Raw genomic sequence first — 17,593 nt, forward strand, 5'->3', positions numbered from 1 at the left:
ACCAACACCAATGGTTAACTGCCAAATAATATAAAATATTTATGATTTAGTATTTTTTTAATCCCGCGATGCATAAACCTCAATAATATCAATGATTCAAAATGAGAGAGTGCTCGGTACAGGCCGGTTGATTTTTCACTATGCTTGGAGATGCCTTTTGTTTCACCTCATCCCATGCTATCAAAACAACAAGGAGTTCACCGGGTATGTCTAACTTTTTTATGAACGACCGCAAGTCGCTGATTAATGACGTTATCGAAGGCGCTATCCTCACCACCCCTTACAAGAATCTGGCCAGACTTGACGTCGATTCGGCGATACGTGTCGTGGTGAGAAACGACTGGGACAAGAACAAGGTCGCCCTGATATCCGGCGGTGGTTCAGGCCACGAGCCCGCACACGTTGGGTTTGTCGGCAAAGGTATGCTGACCGCTGCCGTCTGCGGCGATGTTTTCGCCTCCCCGAGCGTAGACGCGGTGCTTAACGCTATCGTCGCTGTCACCGGTAAAGCAGGCTGTTTGCTGATCGTGAAGAACTATACCGGCGACCGTCTCAACTTTGGCCTGGCCGCCGAGAAAGCCAAAAATCTGGGCTATGACGTTGATTTAGTCATGGTTTCAGACGACATCGCGCTCCCTGACAACAAACAGCCGCGCGGCATCGCCGGTACGGCGCTGGTGCACAAAGTGGCAGGCTATGCGGCCGAACAGGGAAAATCACTTAAAGAGGTGACCCAACTTGCTCAGCAGGCCATCGACGCGACCTCGAGCATCGGCGTCGCGATGCATGGCTGTAATCTGCCGGGCGACGGTGATGAAGAGGAGAACGACCGTATCGCTGCGGGGCACGTGGAGCTGGGGCTGGGCATTCACGGCGAGCCGGGAGTGTCGGTGCTGAAAACCCACAATAGCCAAAAGATAGTCAATACGCTGGTTGAGGCGCTGCAAAAGGGCCTGAAGAAAAAGGACAAACTGGCGTTGCTTATCAATAACCTGGGCGGTGTATCTCCGCTGGAGATGAACCAGATAACCAAAGAGCTGGCGCATTCTGGGCTGAAAAATGCCATAACTTATCTCATCGGTCCTGCGGCGCTGGTCAGTGCGCTGGACATGAAAGGCTTCTCACTGTCGGCCATCGTGCTCGACAGCACCATTGAAGAGGCACTGCTGGCCGAGGTCGAGGCAGCCGGCTGGCATCCGCCGGTGAAGTTTGAAAAAGTGCCGCTGCAGAAGGCGAAAAAAATCACTCAGAAGGTGAAAGTTAAATCCTCTGCCAACGCCGAGGTAGGCAAGGTGGTCAAGATCATCACCGAGACGCTGGTTTCGCTGGAAAGTGAGCTGAACAAGCTCGATGCCAAAGTGGGTGACGGTGACACAGGATCGACCTTTGCTTCAGGCGCCAAAGATATTCAGCAACAGAATGAAGGCAACAAGCTGCCGTTGAATGACCTGTCTGCGCTCTTCACCGTGGTGGGTGACCGGTTGGCTACCGTGATGGGCGGGTCAAGCGGCGTGCTGATGTCTATCTTCTTCACTGCCGCAGGGCAAAAGGTGGCGGAAGGCGGCAATCTGGCCCAGTCGCTGCTGTTTGGACTGGAAAGAATGAAGCACTACGGCGGGGCTGATTTGGGCGACAGAACCTTGATTGACGCTCTCCAGCCCGCGCTCGAGGCGCTCGACAAGAAGGCGGGAGACGTGAAGGGAGCCTCTAAGGCTGCGGCAAAAGGGGCCAAAGATACCGCCAGTATGAAAAAGGCCAATGCCGGTCGGTCGTCTTATCTGAACAGCAACAGCCTGAAAGGGGTTAAAGATCCCGGCGCGGTGGCGGTAGAAAAAGTCTTTGCCGCACTGTTGGAAATAAAAGGATAAACCCAAAAAGCCCCGATGCAACTCGGGGCTTTACCTTTTCTAGCTCGGCCAACGGTCGAGAACGATTCCTCTATGCTCGGCCCTCGAGCCAAACTCCGCAAGCAGCGCTTTGACGTCGGGGTCCATATACCCCGCATTGTCATGCTCGACCCTGACCACGCTGTTGTCCGGGATTTCTGCCAGCAGGCTTTGCAGGCGCGGACTGTGCAGGAACGTCAGGTTCTGCTGAAAGCGCATCACGTAATGATTATCGTAGCGCGTCAGCTGTAGCGCATTGCTGTGACTCTTGTAAGTGCTGGTCAGCAGCTGCGCCAGCAAACCCATCCCGATACCGACTAGCATGCCGAACACCATGATGCCGACAATGGTTGCGATGAAAGGCACAAACTGCGCCAGGCCAAGCTTCCACTGTGCTTTAAACAACTCGGGTGAGGCCAGTTTGTAGCCGGTATACAGCAGCACCGTCGCCAGACAGGCCAGCGGAATGGTATTAAGCATCTCGCTAAAGAATATGCCGCTCAGCAGGAGCAGAATGCCGTGCAGCAGGATGGAGGTCTTACTGCGCGCCCCAGCGTTGACGTTAACCGAACTGCGCACGATGACTGCGGTAATCGGTAAGCCGCCGAGCAGACCGCTGAGCATATTGCCAATGCCCTGCGCCCGCATCTCTTTATCCGAGCAGGGCGCGGGCGTTTGCTGCTTCAGTTTTTTTAGCGCTTCCTGGCTCAGCAGCGTCTCCAGGCTGGCGACCAGCGCCAGCGTAATCGCGACGACGTAAACGGAGGGATTGGTCCACGCACTCCAGTTTGGGCCTTCAAGCTGCGCGGTCAGTTCGCCGAAGCTGTCGAATGAGGGAAGCAAAATACGCGGCATGCCCTGAATACTCTCGGGGAAAAGGTTTCCGCCAAACACCACGGCAAGACTTCCCCACAGCACCGCCACCAATGGGCCAGGTACGTAGGTCAAAAATTTGTTCTTCTTGAAGGCAGGCGTTGCCCAAAGCCAGAGGATAAACAGCGAGACAAGTGCCACGCCCGCGACTACCGGTGAGAGATGAAAAGAAGGATCGCCGAAGATGCCCCGTAGCCCTCTGTTTCCTTCATAGCCCAGTGCAACGGGGATCTGCTGGGTGATGAGCAGCAGGCCAATCGCCGCCAGCATCCCCTGAATCACGCTGCCGGGGATCAGTCGGGCAAACCGCCCGGCCTTGATTATCCCGAAGACAATCTGCAACGCCCCGGCCAGGATCAAGGCCAGCAGCAGGGAGGAGAAGGAGCCGAGGGTTTCCATGGCTCCAATGACGATGGTGACCAGCCCGGCTGCGGGTCCGCTCACCGCAAAACGCGACGGGCTCAACAGCGTGACCACCACGCCGCCTATCACGCCGGTTAGCAGGCCCACGAAAGGGGGCATGCCGCTGGCCTGAGCAATGCCCAGACTCAGCGGCAGGGCGACAAGGAAAACGACGATACCTGCGGGAATATCGTGACGAAGTGCGTTCAGATTCATGATGCGCCCTCTGCTGTGCTTTGATGCACCAGCTCTTTGAGATGTCCGCTGTGCAGATCATACACACAGCCAAATATGTTGAGAGTATGGCCCTGAGCCCAGCGTTGTTGCACCGGTGCGGTGGCCGTCAGGTTGGCAAACTGGGTTAGCACGTTGGCTTCCACCAGGCGATCCTGCCGCGTGCTTTCGTCCTGTGTGGGGTCTGGCGAAGGGTTCAGGCTCTCGCTCAATGCCTGGCGAAGCAGACCAATACGTCGGGAGAGGGCGTTATCCTGTGCAGCCAGCGGCATATCGGGGAGTGCGCTGGCAGCTTGCACGCCGCCGCAGCCGTAATGGCCGCACAGGATAATTGCGGAGATTTTGAGGTATTCGAGCGCATATTGCAGCACGCTAAGCAGGTTATCGTCATCGCTGACCACCATATTGGCGATATTGCGATGCACGAACAGCTCGCCCGGGTGGGAACCGGTGAGCACTTCGGCAGGGACTCGGCTATCTGAACAGCCTATCCATAGCGAATGAGGCTGCTGCGGCTGGGCCGTTTGTTCAAAGTACTTGGGACTGCATTGGCGCTGCATCAGCGCCCAACTTCGATTGCGAGCCAGCAGGGGTTTTAAGGTTGTCACGATGTGCTTCTCTCTGTCAGGGGAAAAGACGGCAATGGGCCGCTCGTCCGGTGGCTATCAACGTTTAAAGATTTACTACCTTTAATTACGACTGGAAGCTTCTTGATACATTTTTTAACAGATTAGACGGCATCAATGCCTTAGGACAATCCCCTGTTTTGGATCCCCCTCGCAGCAATTAGATAAAATTTGTGAATGTATTCGCGCTAATCTCTGTGATTTCAGGCCTTGAACAAAGATTATCCATCAATTTGGCTTAACTTATTTTCTGATGAAAATTACAGTTCTTTGCAAAACGAAACCAAAACCGGACATTAAATGCTCTGCAAAGTGGTGCGCGATGAGAAAAATTGCTATATGCTACTAGTTATCATTATCAGTTAACTGAGGGCAGCATCATGATTGCAGCGATAGTTACGGCGTGCGGATTGTGGGGAGTCAGTTGGTGTCTCGGAAAACGTCTTTCTAGCGCCTGGGGCGTTCTATTGCCCTGCGCGCTGCTGCCCATTCTGGCGCTGGCCAATATGACGCTGGAACAGCTCAGGTATCTGGTGATTATCGCGATGCTGGCAACGCTGGTGATGTTGCTTAACGGAACGTGGCGTCACTACGTCCTGCTGCCATCATTCGTGGCGCTGGCGGGTGGACTGGCGGCGATATCGGTGAACTTTAATTTGATGTAACAATGCAGAATATAGAGCTTTTTGGGATTATCTAAAAAGATTGGCTTATCGAACAAAGGATTGTACTGAGGGAGTTTTACAACAAGGGAATATCAGGGAGGGATTACAGGAGTCATCTGGTGCGAAGAGAGGGACTTGAACCCTCACGTCCGTAAGGACACTAACACCTGAAGCTAGCGCGTCTACCAATTCCGCCACCTTCGCACAAATGATTACTCTTACTGCTTATTAACATCGTTCATACATCACAGTGGTGCGAAGAGAGGGACTTGAACCCTCACGTCCGTAAGAACACTAACACCTGAAGCTAGCGCGTCTACCAATTCCGCCACCTTCGCGATCCGTTTCTTGTCACATAGATTTCGTCTATACGACTAAGACAACCACGGGGCCGAATTCTAGAGATTTTCGCGAGGGCGTCAATACTTATTTCTTCTATTAGCGGTGATTGTTGTAAAAAACAGCAAATCAGAGCCGAATTAGCCATTTCGAGACGAGATAGCGCGTTTATCGTTGGTTTTATGAACGTTTATTTTTTGCTACAGCCTCGAAAAGAGTTCGATGAGCCAGTCAAGCAGCACCCGAACGCGGGGGGCGAGAAAACGCCCCGGTGGATACATAATGTACAATGGCATCGGGGGCGGTATAAATTCAGGTAGCACCTCGACCAACTCTCCTCTCGCCAGACTCTGACTGACGACCTGCCTCGAGGTCTGTATCAGCCCATAGCCCGCTTTTGCGGCCGCGATATAGGCATCTGCCCCGCTGACCACCAGACTGTTCGCCATCTGCACTGTCTGCGTCTTCTTGTTAACCACAAATTCCAGCTGTGACTCTGGGCGCTGGTGGGCAAAGAAATAGCCCACGGCCTGATGCTTGCCGAGTTCCATCAGTGTCTGAGGCTGGCCACAGCGCGCAAGATAGTCTCTCGACGCACAGGTCGTCTGGGCCAGCATGGCAATTGGGCGCGACTGCAGGTTCTCACTCTCGCCCGGCCAGGCGCGGATCACGCAGTCAACGCCCTGATGCAGCATATCGACGGCGTTGTCGTTGGCGCTCAAGGTCAGATTAATGTGGGGATACCGTGCAGAAAAGTCCGGCAGTGCAGGTAACACAATTTCACGCGCCACGGAATGCGGCATGTCGATGCGCACATTGCCTTCAGGCTGAAGTTTTCGATGGGCAAACAGGTTATCGGCCTCGTCAAACGCCGAGATTAACTGGAGGCAGCGCTGATAATACAGTTCGCCCTCTTCGGTGATTTTTACCTGCCGCGTGGTGCGCAGGAAAAGTCGCACACCGAGGCGTTGCTCGAGGTTTTTGAGCGTCGTGCTGACCGTTGCGCGCGGCAGCTCAAGATCTTCTGCTGCGCGACTAAAACTGCCTAACTCGGTGATGCGAATAAAGATCCGCATAGCCTGAATCTGATCCACGAAGAGCCTTTTTAATTGGTTGCGATTTATGAACAGTGTTGCACAAATCGGCGTATTTATCTTTATGGCTTAAACAACCAAACTTCTTTCCATCTTCTGAAACAGGGTTAAGGAAAGCATAATGAAACAACGTCAATTAGGTAAAAACGGTCCGATGGTTTCAGCTTTAGGGCTCGGTTGCATGGGAATGAGCGAGTTTTACACTCAGGGCATGGACGAAAAAGAGTCGCTGGCGACGCTGGACCGCGCCATTGAGCTTGGGGTTACTTTGTTTGATACCGCCGACGTTTATGGTCCGCATACCAATGAGGAGCTGCTCGGCAGGGCATTGCAAGGGCGTCGTAATCAGGTCTTTCTGGCGACTAAATTCGGCATCGTTCGTGACTCGGCCAACCCGTTGGCACGAGGCTCCAACGGGCATCCTGACTACATCCGAAAATCGGTCGAGGGCAGCCTCAAGCGCCTTAATACCGACGTGATTGACCTCTATTATCAGCATCGTGCCGATCCGAGCGTACCGGTTGAAGACAGCGTTGGTGCGATGGCGGATCTGGTGCGTGAGGGCAAGATTCGTTACCTCGGGTTGAGTGAAGTCTCGGCGGCCACGCTTGAACGAGCGCACAAAGTGCATCCGATTAGCGCCTTGCAGACTGAGTATTCGCTGTGGAGTCGTGAGGTCGAAGAAAGTGTTCTGCCTGCCTGTGCACGTCTGGGCATCGCCTTTGTGCCCTACAGCCCGTTAGGTCGTGGATTTTTGACTGGCGCTATTCGCACGCCGGACGATTTTGCCGACAACGACTTCCGCAAAGGCAATCCGCGTTTTCAGGGGGAGAATTTTGCCAAAAACCTGCATCTGGTTGACAAGATAGTGGAAATTGCCAGAGAGAAAGGCGTTAAGCCTTCCCAGCTGGCATTGGCGTGGGTATTGGCACAGGGAGAAAACGTTGTGCCCATCCCGGGAACTAAGCGTCGCACTTATTTAGAAGAGAACATCGCCGCGCTTGATGTCATCCTGAATGAAGCCGAACTCGCGGCGATCGATGCGGCCTTCCCGCAGAATGCCGCCGTGGGGGAAAGATACGCTCACGACGTCATGCAACTGATTAATAGCTGAATCTTTCAAACTACAGCAGGTTGGCGGCTTTCGGTTATCCCAGTGGCTGACTTATGTCAGCGCCTGGAGATTGCTCCCGTTGCCGCCTCTCTGTCGCGTTAAGCTATTACGGGGGAATTAACGCTTTTTCTTCTTCACGTCGCGCGGTGGGCGGCCACGAGTGGCTTCGTACACCTTGAAACGACCATTCTGCGCCAGCACTTCATGGCTGCCGAAGGTGGCATCCAGCAGGGCGGCGTAAGGCAGGAAGGCGTTAGCCACGATGCGCAGTTTGCCGCCGATGTTCAGGTGGTTTACGGCCCCGCGGATCAGCTGCTCGGCCGCGTGAAGGCTGGTCTGTAAGCCCTCGTGGAACGGCGGGTTGGAGATAATCATGTCGAAACGCCCGGTAATGTCGGAATAGACGTTACTGGCTATCACCTCACCCGTAAGCCCGTTCGCCTCGAGCGTTGCCTTACTGGCTGCCAGCGCAGGGGCACTCACGTCACTCAGGGTAACTTTCATCTTCGGTGAGTAGGTCGCCAGCACCGACGCCAGAACGCCTGAACCACTGGCGATATCCAGCACTTTACCTTTGATTGGCTCTTCGAAGCTGTTGATCAGCAACAGGCTGCCGCTGTCCAGGCCTTCACGGCTAAACACGCCCGGCAGGGTCTTGATGGTGACTTCTTCAACCATGTAGGTCTGCCACCAGTCTTCTGCATCAAACTCTGGCTGTTTTTCAAGACGGCCGTGATACAGGCCACAGCGGCGGGCGCTGTCGACTTTATCGAGCTGGCAAATCTCTCCCAGGATCTCTTCTGCGCTGCGGACTCCGCTGCGGTTTTCACCCACCACGAAGACGTCAATGCCGACAGGTAGTTGGGAAAGCAGGTTGAAAAGCTGGAACTTGGCTTCCTGTTTGCTCTTTGGCCAGTAGTAGACAAGCATATCGCTCGACGCGATAAACTCGGCATCCGCGACCAGACCAAACTGCACGTCCTCTTTCATCGAGGCGTTGAGCATCTGCCAGTGGTGGTATTGGTTGGTGTGGACTCGCACACTTTCGGCGTCGAAATCGGCCGGCAGGTCATCTTGTAAATCACCGGCGAACAGGACGCGGCGGCCAATAAAATCATCGCTATGGCGCAGTATGACTTCACTGGCCGGGGTTAATGCTGACATCAGATAAGGCTCCTCAGGAATATGGGGCGCATTATAGAGGTTTATTGGCGCAGGTTCGATGTGTTTGCTAGCATAGCGCGCTATAAGAGTCGCCGACGGGCAGGAAAAAAGCATGGCAACAAGACGAGACTGGCTATTACAGCAGCTGGGAATTACCCAGTGGGCGCTGCGACGCCCCACGGTTTTACAGGGTGAGGTCGCCGTCAGTTTGCCTGAGCACACGCAGCTGTTAATTGTTGCCGACGTGCTGCCGCCTGAAGGTAACTCACTGGTTAATGACGTGATTCGCAGCCTAAGCCTGCATCCCTCGCAGGTTTACTGCCTGCAAACGGATCAGGTTGCGATGCTGCCTGAAGACACGCACTGCAATACCTGGCGACTGGGCATCAGCGAACCTTTGACGGTCGCCGGTGCGCAGTTATACAGCCCGGCGCTGGCCGAGCTTTCTCAAGACGCTGGGGCGAAACGCGCGCTCTGGCAGCAGATTTGTGAAAATGAACAACATTTCTACCCTGACAGCCGCGGATCTGACGCGCGCCTTTGAGATTGAACAAGCCAGTCACGCCTTTCCCTGGAGTGAAAAAACCTTTGCCACCAATCAGGGGGAGCGTTATCTCAATCTTAAGCTCGAACGGCAGGGCAAGATGGTGGGGTTTGCTATCGTGCAGACGGTACTCGACGAGGCCACGCTGTTTAACATCGCTATCGACCCGGCGTATCAGCGTCAGGGATTAGGCCGTTTACTGCTGGAAGAAGTGCTGGCGCAGCTTGAGCCGCGCGACATCTTTACCCTGTGGCTTGAGGTGCGGGCGTCGAATCGTGGCGCTATCTCGCTGTATGAAAGCATGGGGTTCAATGAGGTCTCGATTCGCCGTAATTACTATCCTGCGGCGGCGGGGCGGGAAGATGCCATCATCATGGCGCTGCCTTTAGGATAAAAAAAGCGGGCTTTTGGCCCGCTTTTTACATTTCGACACTGGGGTTATTGATGGCCGTGCGTTCTGTGCTTGGTCACAAAACCGAGAATCACACACATCACGAACACCACGAAGTAAAGTCCGTTCGCCGTTGCCAGCGCTGCGTGTGCACCGCTGTGGGCGACGATAGGGCCAGTAACAACGAAGGTCAGCATCGTGCCGACGGTGCCGCAGGTCAGAATAAAGTTCACCAGCTTCGGTGAGGAGACTTTGGTTTGCAGCGAGCCGAGGGTAATGATGGTGGTATAAATGGCGCTGGAAACGAAGCCAAGGCCGAGAATCGCGTAGGTCAGATGCGCCGGATTAGCGGTGGAGATGAACAGATACATCGCCACGGTCGCCAGTGCGGTCAGCAGGGTTACGATGCGCTGTAGGTCGAAGAAACGCAGCACCACGCTGAACACCCACATACCAATCATGTACGAGGTCCAGAAATCACTGACCAGCTTACCGGCCTGATTGATGTCCAGGTTGAAGGTTTTGGTCACATACTCCGGCACCCACTGAATGAAGCCCAGCTGGCCGAGGATGTAGCACAGCGCCGCAATCGACAGGAACAGTACGCCAATCCCCCATTTCTCTTTCGCGACCGGCTGTGCGTTGGTGTCGCCTTTATTGCCCAGGACCGGGAATTCGGCCATCAGCGTCAGCACAAAAATCGCCAGATAGATAACGCCGATGCAGGCATAGACCCAGTACCAGCCCACGCTGCGCGCCAGCAGTACGCCCGCAATTATTGGGAAAATCATGCCGGCCATGCTGAAGAAGGAGTCGGTAAACAGCAGGCGCGATCCGCGCTGGCGGCCTTCATAAATATGGGTTATCAGGAAGGTACCGATCGACATTGTGATGCCGCTGACCACCCCGAGTATGAACATGCACAGTGAGAAGACGCTGATACTTTTACTGAACATCAGGCCCGCGACCGCCAGCACCATCAGCACGAAGCCGAAAATGAGCTGACGTTTCAGTGGGATAACTTCCATCAACCAGGCATTAAGGAAGATAGCTATCAGGATCCCGGCGTTCAGGAAGGTAAAGGTGTTGCTCATGCTGGAAACCGGCAGGCCGAAATATTCGGCGATATTGCCCATAACCATGCCGGTAACAATGACCAGTGCGCCGGTCAGGCCGTAAGAGAAAAAGCTGATCCAGGTGAGAAGCAATCGATTACTTTTAGTCATTAAGATACATCCTTGTGATGTATAAGAGGTTAAAAAAACGCAAAAAAAGAGTTCAGATAACAGCAGCACAGGCTGCCGAGTCATGCCGTACAACTTTTATTGGCCGATTATCCAGAAAGGAACGGACCAGTTTTGTGATGGGACGGGTATTTTTAATGCAAGCCGTAAAGTTATGCAAAATTAATATGTGATTCAGGTCACGTTTTATTGAAAATTGCGAGAAATAAGGCCAATTTTCGCCCATTTAAGCCGCCTCCCTCAATCTCCTTTTTCGCTGTTACGGCAGCGAATGTAAAAGCATTGATTGTCTATCCCTGCCAAATCATAGAAAATAGCCGGCTATAACTTTTATTACCGCTTTGCCTGATGCCGTTCTGGCTAAAATCAATACCGATGCAGGGCGGACAACCGCAGAAACGTGGAAAAACATGTCTCCTAGTGAATACGCCCTCGAAGTCGCCAAACGTCGCACCTTCGCCATTATCTCGCACCCCGATGCGGGTAAAACTACCATCACTGAAAAAGTACTGTTATTCGGACAGGCTATTCAGACCGCCGGTACGGTAAAAGGCCGTGGCTCTAACAACCACGCCAAGTCCGACTGGATGGAGATGGAAAAACAGCGTGGTATCTCGATTACCACTTCCGTGATGCAGTTCCCTTACCGTAATGCGCTGGTTAACCTGCTCGATACCCCGGGGCACGAGGACTTCTCCGAAGATACCTACCGTACGCTGACCGCGGTTGACTGCTGCCTGATGGTAATCGACGCCGCGAAGGGCGTTGAGGATCGTACCCGTAAGCTGATGGAAGTGACCCGTCTGCGCGATACGCCGATCCTGACCTTTATGAACAAGCTTGACCGCGACATCCGTGACCCGATGGAAGTCATGGACGAAGTGGAGCGCGAGCTTAAAATCGCCTGTTCGCCAATTACCTGGCCTATCGGCTGCGGCAAACTGTTTAAAGGGGTTTACCACCTCTATAAAGATGAAACCTATCTTTATCAGACCGGTAAAGGCCACACCATTCAGGAAGTTCGTATCGTTAAAGGATTGAACAATCCCGACCTCGATGCGGCTATCGGCGAAGAGCTGGCAGCGCAGCTGCGTGACGAGCTAGACCTGGTGCAGGGCGCTTCTCACGAGTTCGACCATGAAGCCTTCCTGAGCGGTGACCTGACGCCGGTGTTCTTCGGTACCGCGCTGGGTAACTTCGGCGTAGACCATATGCTCGACGGTCTGGTCGAGTGGGCGCCTGCGCCAATGCCGCGCAAAACCGACGTGCGCGAAGTCGTTGCCGCTGACGAGAAGTTCACTGGTTTTGTGTTCAAGATTCAGGCCAACATGGACCCGAAACACCGCGACCGCGTAGCCTTTATGCGCGTGGTGTCCGGTAAATACGAAAAAGGCATGAAGCTGCGCCAGGTTCGTACCGGTAAAGACGTGGTGATTTCCGACGCGCTGACCTTTATGGCCGGCGACCGTTCTCACGTTGAGGAAGCTTACCCGGGCGATATCATCGGTCTGCACAACCACGGCACGATTCAGATTGGCGATACCTTTACTCAGGGTGAAAACATGAAGTTCACCGGTATCCCTAACTTTGCGCCAGAGCTGTTCCGCCGTATCCGTCTGCGTGACCCGTTGAAGCAAAAGCAGTTGCTTAAAGGTCTGGTTCAGCTGTCGGAAGAGGGTGCGGTGCAGGTGTTCCGTCCGCTTATCAACAACGACCTGATCGTGGGAGCGGTGGGTGTGCTGCAGTTTGAAGTTGTCGTGGCGCGTCTGAAGAGCGAATACAACGTTGAGGCGATTTACGAGTCGGTCAACGTTTCTACCGCACGTTGGGTTGAATGCTCAGACGTGAAGAAATTCGAAGACTTTAAGCGTAAGTGTGAGTTTAACCTGGCGCTGGACGGTGGGGACAACCTGACTTATATCGCACCTACGATGGTTAACCTCAATATCACCAAAGAGCGTTATCCTGAGGTTGATTTCCGCAAAACGCGCGAGCATTAATCTGCCGCACGCGTTTTCAGCGTTTCAAATTTCTCCTAAAAGACGGCGCAAGAGCCGTCTTTTTTTATGATTTTTTTCTGAATATTAGTTTCATTGTGAAATTACTTTGCACATTTTTGTCGGTTTTTTCGCCTATAATGGCCTAAAATGCTCGGACTTATCTGTATTACAGGTTAATTAGCCATTCTTACTACAGTTTTGTTCATGGTCGGCTATATTAAATAAACGCACAACGAAAGGCAGGTTTAAACGCTGGCCTCGGGATTCTAAGTAGAGACTTGTGCTGATTTATTAGAATTCACAGTGAAGTGTCACAGTAATGAATTTAAGTCGCCACGACCATGTGGTGTACAGAGTCCTAAATTTTTGGGCTCCCAAACTGTTAAGGAAGAAATCGATGAAAAAGTCTAATTTTGCATACTCAATGATGGCCGTTGTTCTGGGTACCGCCCTGATGAGCGGTAGTGCACTGGCTGCAACCGCTGAAAGCACGATGAATTCTGCGGGTGCAAAAATCGATAGCTCCATGAAGAAAGTTGATGGCTACATGGGCGATAGCGCCACCACAGCAAAAGTTAAAAGCGCTTTGGTAGACGATAAAGCAATCAAAAGCACCGACATTTCAGTTAAAACAGACAATGGCGTCGTGACACTGAGCGGTTTCGTCGGCTCTCAGGCAGAAGCGGAACAAGCTGTCGCGGTAGCCACCAAAGTTGAAGGCGTTAAATCCGTCAGCGACAAATTGCATACTAAAGACAGCAAGACTCAGTCAGTGAAAGGCTATGCGGGCGACACCGCCACCACGACCTCCGTAAAAGCCAAACTGCTGGCCGATGACATCGTGCCATCACGCATGGTTAAAGTTGAGACTACCGATGGCGTCGTTCAACTGTCAGGTACGGTAAAAGATCAGGCTCAGTCTGACCGCGCTGAAAGCGTTGCCAAGACCGTTAGCGGCGTGAAGAGCGTCAAAAACGACCTGAAAGTTCAGCCTTAATCCCTCTGAACGCGTTGCCTGCCCCACGGTGGGCAACAACCCTGACAGTTCTTATTGTTAATTAGAAAGGTCAGCGGCTTATTAGTAGAAATTTTTGGAACCACGAGTACTGAATAAAATAGAACGATTAACGATTTTTTTACCTGAAAAATCACTGAGTTTTCATCCGTTTTGTTTTTTTCAAGCTATCTTTAATACTGTACATCTTATTAAGTATCTACAGTAATAGCCGTTATTCAGGACGCATTTGTTAACCGAGTGACGTACGAATATTTTAAATAGGGTAAGGAGAAGCTTATGTTTCGTTGGGGTATTATATTTCTTATCATCGCGTTAATCGCGGCAGCTCTTGGTTTCGGTGGACTGGCAGGTACAGCGGCCTGGGCTGCAAAAGTGGTCTTCGTAGTCGGTATCATCCTGTTCCTGGTGAGCCTGTTTACCGGTCGTAAGCGTTTATGACGCTGTGAAGACTAAAGGATAAACTGATATTTATCTGATATTTCCCGGAGATTAAAAGGAATAACCTCGTAAGGCGCAGGGACGTAATGGAAGAGCCTGATGTTATTCATAAGCGTTATTTCCCATGCCGTATCCATGATGGAAACTGCACCTGATTTACAGGAAGTAACGATTTAATCTCCGGGATTTTGCAAGAAAGTGACGGATCGGTAAAAGACGGAGTATGCTCATCACAAAGAAGTGATTTTTGAGGAGTCTTCGTTGGGATACAGAATACCGGTCACGCTGGGTAACATTGAGCCCCTGGCCTATAAACCCTACATGCCGGGTAAAATCGCGTTGGTTTGTGAAGGCGGCGGGCAACGAGGCATCTTCACAGCGGGTGTGCTGGATGAATTTCAGCGTGCAGGCTTCAATCCATTTGATCTCCTGATCGGCAGTTCTGCCGGTGCTCAAAACCTTTCAGCGTATATATGCGGTCAGCCAGGCTACGCCCGGCGAGTCATCACGCGCTACACCACCAGCCCTAATTTCTTCAATCCTCTGCGATTTGTGCGCGGTGGACACCTTATCGATCTCGATTGGTACATTGATACTATTTCTAAAACCATGCCGCTGGCGATAGACACCGCCGAAAAGCTGCTGATTGATGGCCGGGAATTCCTGATGTGTGCCTGTCGCAGTGACGACTATGAGCCCAACTATTTTGCCCCCACCCGCGACAGCTGGCTGCCGGTGATTAAGGCCTCGAGCGCGATTCCGGGTTTCTACCGCATGGGCGTGGACCTCGACGGTATCAGCTATCAGGATGGCGGCATTAGCGATGCGATTCCCGTTGAGGAAGCCTACCGTCGCGGCGCCGACACGATTGTGGTTATCCGCACCGTGCCTTCCGCGATGTTCTATACGCCGCAGTGGATGAAACGTATGGAGCAGTGGCTGAGCGAGAGCAGCCTGCAACAGCTGGTGCACATGGTGCAGCATCATGAAAAGAGCTATCACCGTATTCAGCAGTTTATCGAGAACCCCCCTGGCAACCTGCGTATCTTTGAAATCTTCCCGCCGAAGCCGTTGGCCAGTCATGCGCTGGGCAGTCGCTTACCGGCTCTGAACCAGGATTATCACCTCGGACGCCGCTGCGCGCGCTATTTCTTGTCGATTGCCTCGCACTGGCTCATGCAGCGTGAAAATGACCAGCCGCTGCCGATCATGACTCCGCGTCCGAGAAGACCGCAGATAGTCGTGCCACCGATTGTCTCGCCTGAGATTGAATTGCCGGTTAGCCCGGTGGCGGCTGCAAATCAGTCTGACCTGATTATTCCTGATACTGCCGTGGCCGATGCCCGCCTTGCTGACCCGATTGCGCTGTCTGATAGCGGTAGCGAGAGTCCTTTCCTGCAAGCGGTTAATGCCTTTAAGGACGATATTTCAACCGCCATCAGCGCGCTCGCAGTCAGAAAATCAGCTTCTGAGATTTCCGTCGAGCGGCCAAAGACTGAGGGAGAAGGAGACAAGCTGTGAAGCCGGGATTGATAGACACTCACTGCCATTTTGATTTCCCTCCCTTCAGCGGTAACGAAGTTCAGAGTCTGCAAATGGCTGCCGAAGCGGGCGTTAACCAATTGATTGTGCCGGCGGTCGAGTCAGCACATTTTGCCCGCATCGAGGCGCTAGCCGAAAAACATCCTCAGGTTTTTGCCGCATTGGGGTTGCACCCTATCTGTATCGCCTCGCACAGCGAAGCCTGCCTTGAGAAGCTGGACCAACGTTTATCTGCACAGAATGAAAAGGTCGTCGCCCTGGGCGAAACCGGATTAGACCTTTATATGGAAACGCCGATGTTTGATAAACAGCAGCGTTTCCTGCGGGCGCAGTTCAAGCTGGCGAAGCAGTACAACCTGCCGATTATCCTTCATTCGCGGCGCACCCATGACCCCCTTGCCGCCATGCTGCGTAAAGCCGCACTCCCGGCAACGGGCGTGGTGCATGGTTTTGCCGGCAGCCTGTCGCAGGCCGAAGCCTTCGTGCGCCTTGGTTTCTCGATAGGCGTCGGTGGGACTATCACCTATGAGCGGGCGCATAAAACCCGTCAGGTGATGGCCAGGCTACCGCTTTCTTCGCTGTTGCTGGAGACCGATGCACCGGATATGCCGTTACAGGGCTTTCAGGGAGAGCCGAACCGACCCGAGCGGGCGGCCAGAGTCTTTACCGTGCTGTGCGAACTTCGTAATGAATCGCCAGAAGAGATTGCTCAGGCGCTGCGCGAAAATACCCGTCGTCTCTTTAATCTCAATGTCCCCCCTCAATGATGTGATGTTATTTAAATAACATTTACACTCGGCAATATTGGCCTTTTATAACTCTAATTTGTGATTTTTGCCGTAGTCTCTCCTAAAAATGTTATTTAAATAACATGTCGCGGTGGGGTAAAATCCTCTCATGAAGCGCGTTACCCGCATCAGCGATTGTCATGATTCGGGTATACACTTTTACTCTATGCCCGAAGGTGGGTATACGGCTATAACGTGATGTGAATCTCATTTTTTTGAGTAACGTTGCAATCAAATTTCATTTTGTGTGAAATACTGCACACCATAAATGGCGTAAACCTGTTCAAATTATCCCAACAGGTGACGGATTGTCCCGGCTGTGTGCCCAGTTTTGACGGCCTGTCAGAATTGAAAATTGTTGGAGAGTGTTATGACTGATTTACTCGCAGCGGCGCAGCGCGCACTGAATCTGATGGATTTAACCACCCTGAACGAAGACGATACCGACGCGAAGGTGATTGCTCTGTGTCAGCAGGCTAAAAGCCCGGCGGGCAATACGGCGGCTATCTGTATCTATCCACGGTTTATTCCCGTTGCGCGCAAAGCGCTGCGCGAGCAAGGCACGCCGGACGTACGCATTGCGACCGTGACCAACTTCCCGCACGGCAATGACGATATCGAGATTGCGCTGGCCGAGACACGCGCGGCGATTGCCTACGGCGCAGACGAAGTCGACGTGGTCTTCCCTTACCGTGCCTTGATAGCCGGTAACGAGCAGGTGGGTGCAGAGCTGGTAAAAGTGTGCGCAGAGGCCTGTCATGACGCCAACATTCTGCTGAAAGTGATCGTCGAAACCGGTGAGCTCAAGCAGGAATCACTGATCCGCAAAGCTTCCGAGATTGCCATCAAGGCGGGGGCAGACTTTATCAAGACCTCAACCGGCAAGGTGCCTGAAAATGCGACCCTGCGCAGCGCTGAGCTGATGCTGAACGTCATCAAAGACATGAACGTTGCCGAGTCCGTTGGTTTTAAACCTGCCGGCGGCGTGAAAACCGCAGAAGACGCCGCGCAGTATCTGGCGCTGGCTGACAATATTTTGGGCCGTGAATGGGCCGATGCCCGCCACTTCCGCTTTGGCGCCTCCAGCCTGTTGGCGAGCCTGCTGACCACGCTTGGCCATCAGGGACAGAAGTCCGGCAGCGGCTACTGATAACCCCTGCGAGGCGGCGGCGCGTTGCTGCATGCCTCGTTTTTTACTGCTGATATTGTGCTGTCCTCTCTGTATCCAAAC

General features: G+C 53.0%; 16 protein-coding genes and 2 tRNA genes. 11 read left to right on the forward strand and 7 right to left on the reverse strand.

Annotation, left to right across the window (positions count from 1 at the left end; translation table 11 throughout):
* The first annotated feature begins 206 nt into the window (after positions 1 to 206).
* Positions 207 to 1,868: a dihydroxyacetone kinase subunit DhaK gene (locus BS640_RS01325; protein WP_084911676.1), complete on the forward strand. Its 1,662-nt coding sequence runs from the start codon at positions 207 to 209 to the stop codon at positions 1,866 to 1,868.
* A gap of 39 nt (positions 1,869 to 1,907) precedes the next feature.
* On the opposite strand, the gene BS640_RS01330 is transcribed toward BS640_RS01325, so the two are convergent.
* Positions 1,908 to 3,377 carry a SulP family inorganic anion transporter gene (locus tag BS640_RS01330; RefSeq protein ID WP_017494199.1) on the reverse strand — a complete coding sequence of 490 codons (1,470 nt, stop codon included), beginning with the start codon at positions 3,375 to 3,377 and terminating at the stop codon, positions 1,908 to 1,910.
* Positions 3,374 to 3,955, reverse strand: coding sequence for a carbonic anhydrase (locus BS640_RS01335; RefSeq protein WP_206600906.1), 582 nt, complete (start codon positions 3,953 to 3,955; stop codon positions 3,374 to 3,376). The genes BS640_RS01330 and BS640_RS01335 overlap by 4 nt, the downstream gene beginning before the upstream one ends.
* A gap of 446 nt (positions 3,956 to 4,401) precedes the next feature.
* Between BS640_RS01335 and BS640_RS01340 the strand changes: the two genes are divergently transcribed.
* Positions 4,402 to 4,686, forward strand: coding sequence for a DUF1435 domain-containing protein (locus tag BS640_RS01340; RefSeq protein WP_026110832.1), 285 nt, complete (start codon positions 4,402 to 4,404; stop codon positions 4,684 to 4,686).
* 117 nt (positions 4,687 to 4,803) lie between these two features.
* Here BS640_RS01340 and BS640_RS01345 read toward each other — a convergent pair.
* The 3 genes from BS640_RS01345 to BS640_RS01355 form a co-directional block, all read right to left on the reverse strand.
* Positions 4,804 to 4,890, reverse strand: a tRNA-Leu gene (locus BS640_RS01345).
* Positions 4,891 to 4,937: 47 nt separating this feature from the next.
* Positions 4,938 to 5,024 (reverse strand) — tRNA-Leu (locus BS640_RS01350).
* 201 nt (positions 5,025 to 5,225) lie between these two features.
* Positions 5,226 to 6,119, reverse strand: a complete 894-nt coding sequence (locus tag BS640_RS01355; RefSeq protein WP_084911680.1) for a LysR family transcriptional regulator — start codon at positions 6,117 to 6,119, stop codon at positions 5,226 to 5,228.
* A gap of 121 nt (positions 6,120 to 6,240) precedes the next feature.
* Between BS640_RS01355 and BS640_RS01360 the strand changes: the two genes are divergently transcribed.
* On the forward strand, positions 6,241 to 7,233 hold the full coding sequence (locus BS640_RS01360; RefSeq protein WP_084911683.1) for an aldo/keto reductase: 993 nt from the start codon (positions 6,241 to 6,243) through the stop codon (positions 7,231 to 7,233).
* A 117-nt stretch (positions 7,234 to 7,350) separates the two neighbouring features.
* On the opposite strand, the gene rsmC is transcribed toward BS640_RS01360, so the two are convergent.
* The gene (rsmC, locus tag BS640_RS01365) at positions 7,351 to 8,397 is read right to left on the reverse strand and encodes a 16S rRNA (guanine(1207)-N(2))-methyltransferase RsmC (protein WP_017493269.1); all 1,047 of its coding nucleotides are present in this window, start codon (positions 8,395 to 8,397) and stop codon (positions 7,351 to 7,353) included.
* A 112-nt stretch (positions 8,398 to 8,509) separates the two neighbouring features.
* Here rsmC and BS640_RS01370 point away from each other — a divergent pair, with 112 nt between their 5' ends.
* Together BS640_RS01370 and rimI are read left to right on the forward strand one after the other, a co-directional pair.
* Entirely contained in the window at positions 8,510 to 8,941 is a 432-nt protein-coding gene (locus BS640_RS01370) for a DNA polymerase III subunit psi (RefSeq protein WP_017493270.1), read from the forward strand.
* Positions 8,892 to 9,335 (forward strand): ribosomal protein S18-alanine N-acetyltransferase, encoded by a 444-nt coding sequence (gene rimI / locus BS640_RS01375; protein WP_084911685.1) that lies wholly within the window; start codon positions 8,892 to 8,894, stop codon positions 9,333 to 9,335. The genes BS640_RS01370 and rimI overlap by 50 nt, the downstream gene beginning before the upstream one ends.
* 44 nt (positions 9,336 to 9,379) lie before the next feature.
* Here rimI and tsgA read toward each other — a convergent pair whose 3' ends face one another.
* Positions 9,380 to 10,558: an MFS transporter TsgA gene (gene tsgA, locus BS640_RS01380; protein ID WP_017493272.1), complete on the reverse strand. Its 1,179-nt coding sequence runs from the start codon at positions 10,556 to 10,558 to the stop codon at positions 9,380 to 9,382.
* A gap of 428 nt (positions 10,559 to 10,986) precedes the next feature.
* On the opposite strand from tsgA, the gene prfC reads away from it, so the two are divergent.
* From prfC to deoC, 6 genes are all read left to right on the forward strand, one after another.
* Positions 10,987 to 12,576: a peptide chain release factor 3 gene (gene prfC, locus BS640_RS01385; RefSeq protein WP_017493273.1), complete on the forward strand. Its 1,590-nt coding sequence runs from the start codon at positions 10,987 to 10,989 to the stop codon at positions 12,574 to 12,576.
* Positions 12,577 to 12,973: 397 nt separating this feature from the next.
* Positions 12,974 to 13,573, forward strand: coding sequence for a molecular chaperone OsmY (gene osmY / locus BS640_RS01390; RefSeq protein WP_017493274.1), 600 nt, complete (start codon positions 12,974 to 12,976; stop codon positions 13,571 to 13,573).
* Between the two features lie 297 nt (positions 13,574 to 13,870).
* The gene (locus BS640_RS01395) at positions 13,871 to 14,032 is read left to right on the forward strand and encodes a DUF1328 domain-containing protein (protein WP_017493275.1); all 162 of its coding nucleotides are present in this window, start codon (positions 13,871 to 13,873) and stop codon (positions 14,030 to 14,032) included.
* Between the two features lie 261 nt (positions 14,033 to 14,293).
* A complete protein-coding gene (locus BS640_RS01400) occupies positions 14,294 to 15,553 on the forward strand; it encodes a patatin-like phospholipase family protein (RefSeq protein WP_017493276.1) in 1,260 nt (419 codons plus the stop codon).
* Entirely contained in the window at positions 15,550 to 16,341 is a 792-nt protein-coding gene (locus tag BS640_RS01405; protein WP_017493277.1) for a metal-dependent hydrolase, read from the forward strand. The genes BS640_RS01400 and BS640_RS01405 overlap by 4 nt, the downstream gene beginning before the upstream one ends.
* Positions 16,342 to 16,732: 391 nt before the next feature.
* The gene (gene deoC / locus BS640_RS01410; RefSeq protein WP_084911687.1) at positions 16,733 to 17,512 is read left to right on the forward strand and encodes a deoxyribose-phosphate aldolase; all 780 of its coding nucleotides are present in this window, start codon (positions 16,733 to 16,735) and stop codon (positions 17,510 to 17,512) included.
* Positions 17,513 to 17,593: the final 81 nt, after the last annotated feature.

This window comes from Rouxiella badensis (assembly GCF_002093665.1).
Taxonomy (GTDB): domain Bacteria; phylum Pseudomonadota; class Gammaproteobacteria; order Enterobacterales; family Enterobacteriaceae; genus Rouxiella; species Rouxiella badensis.

Bases quoted from the DNA above. Each gene is read 5' to 3' on its own strand.
- rimI (WP_084911685.1), top strand. From the start codon at position 8,892: ATGAACAACATTTCTACCCTGACAGCCGCGGATCTGACGCGCGCCTTT.
- tsgA (WP_017493272.1), bottom strand. From the start codon at position 10,558: ATGACTAAAAGTAATCGATTGCTTCTCACCTGGATCAGCTTTTTCTCT.
- BS640_RS01330 (WP_017494199.1), bottom strand. From the start codon at position 3,377: ATGAATCTGAACGCACTTCGTCACGATATTCCCGCAGGTATCGTCGTT.
- BS640_RS01335 (WP_206600906.1), bottom strand. From the start codon at position 3,955: ATGCAGCGCCAATGCAGTCCCAAGTACTTTGAACAAACGGCCCAGCCG.
- deoC (WP_084911687.1), top strand. From the start codon at position 16,733: ATGACTGATTTACTCGCAGCGGCGCAGCGCGCACTGAATCTGATGGAT.
- BS640_RS01360 (WP_084911683.1), top strand. From the start codon at position 6,241: ATGAAACAACGTCAATTAGGTAAAAACGGTCCGATGGTTTCAGCTTTA.
- BS640_RS01340 (WP_026110832.1), top strand. From the start codon at position 4,402: ATGATTGCAGCGATAGTTACGGCGTGCGGATTGTGGGGAGTCAGTTGG.
- BS640_RS01370 (WP_017493270.1), top strand. From the start codon at position 8,510: ATGGCAACAAGACGAGACTGGCTATTACAGCAGCTGGGAATTACCCAG.
- BS640_RS01395 (WP_017493275.1), top strand. From the start codon at position 13,871: ATGTTTCGTTGGGGTATTATATTTCTTATCATCGCGTTAATCGCGGCA.
- BS640_RS01325 (WP_084911676.1), top strand. From the start codon at position 207: ATGTCTAACTTTTTTATGAACGACCGCAAGTCGCTGATTAATGACGTT.
- osmY (WP_017493274.1), top strand. From the start codon at position 12,974: ATGAAAAAGTCTAATTTTGCATACTCAATGATGGCCGTTGTTCTGGGT.
- rsmC (WP_017493269.1), bottom strand. From the start codon at position 8,397: ATGTCAGCATTAACCCCGGCCAGTGAAGTCATACTGCGCCATAGCGAT.
- prfC (WP_017493273.1), top strand. From the start codon at position 10,987: ATGTCTCCTAGTGAATACGCCCTCGAAGTCGCCAAACGTCGCACCTTC.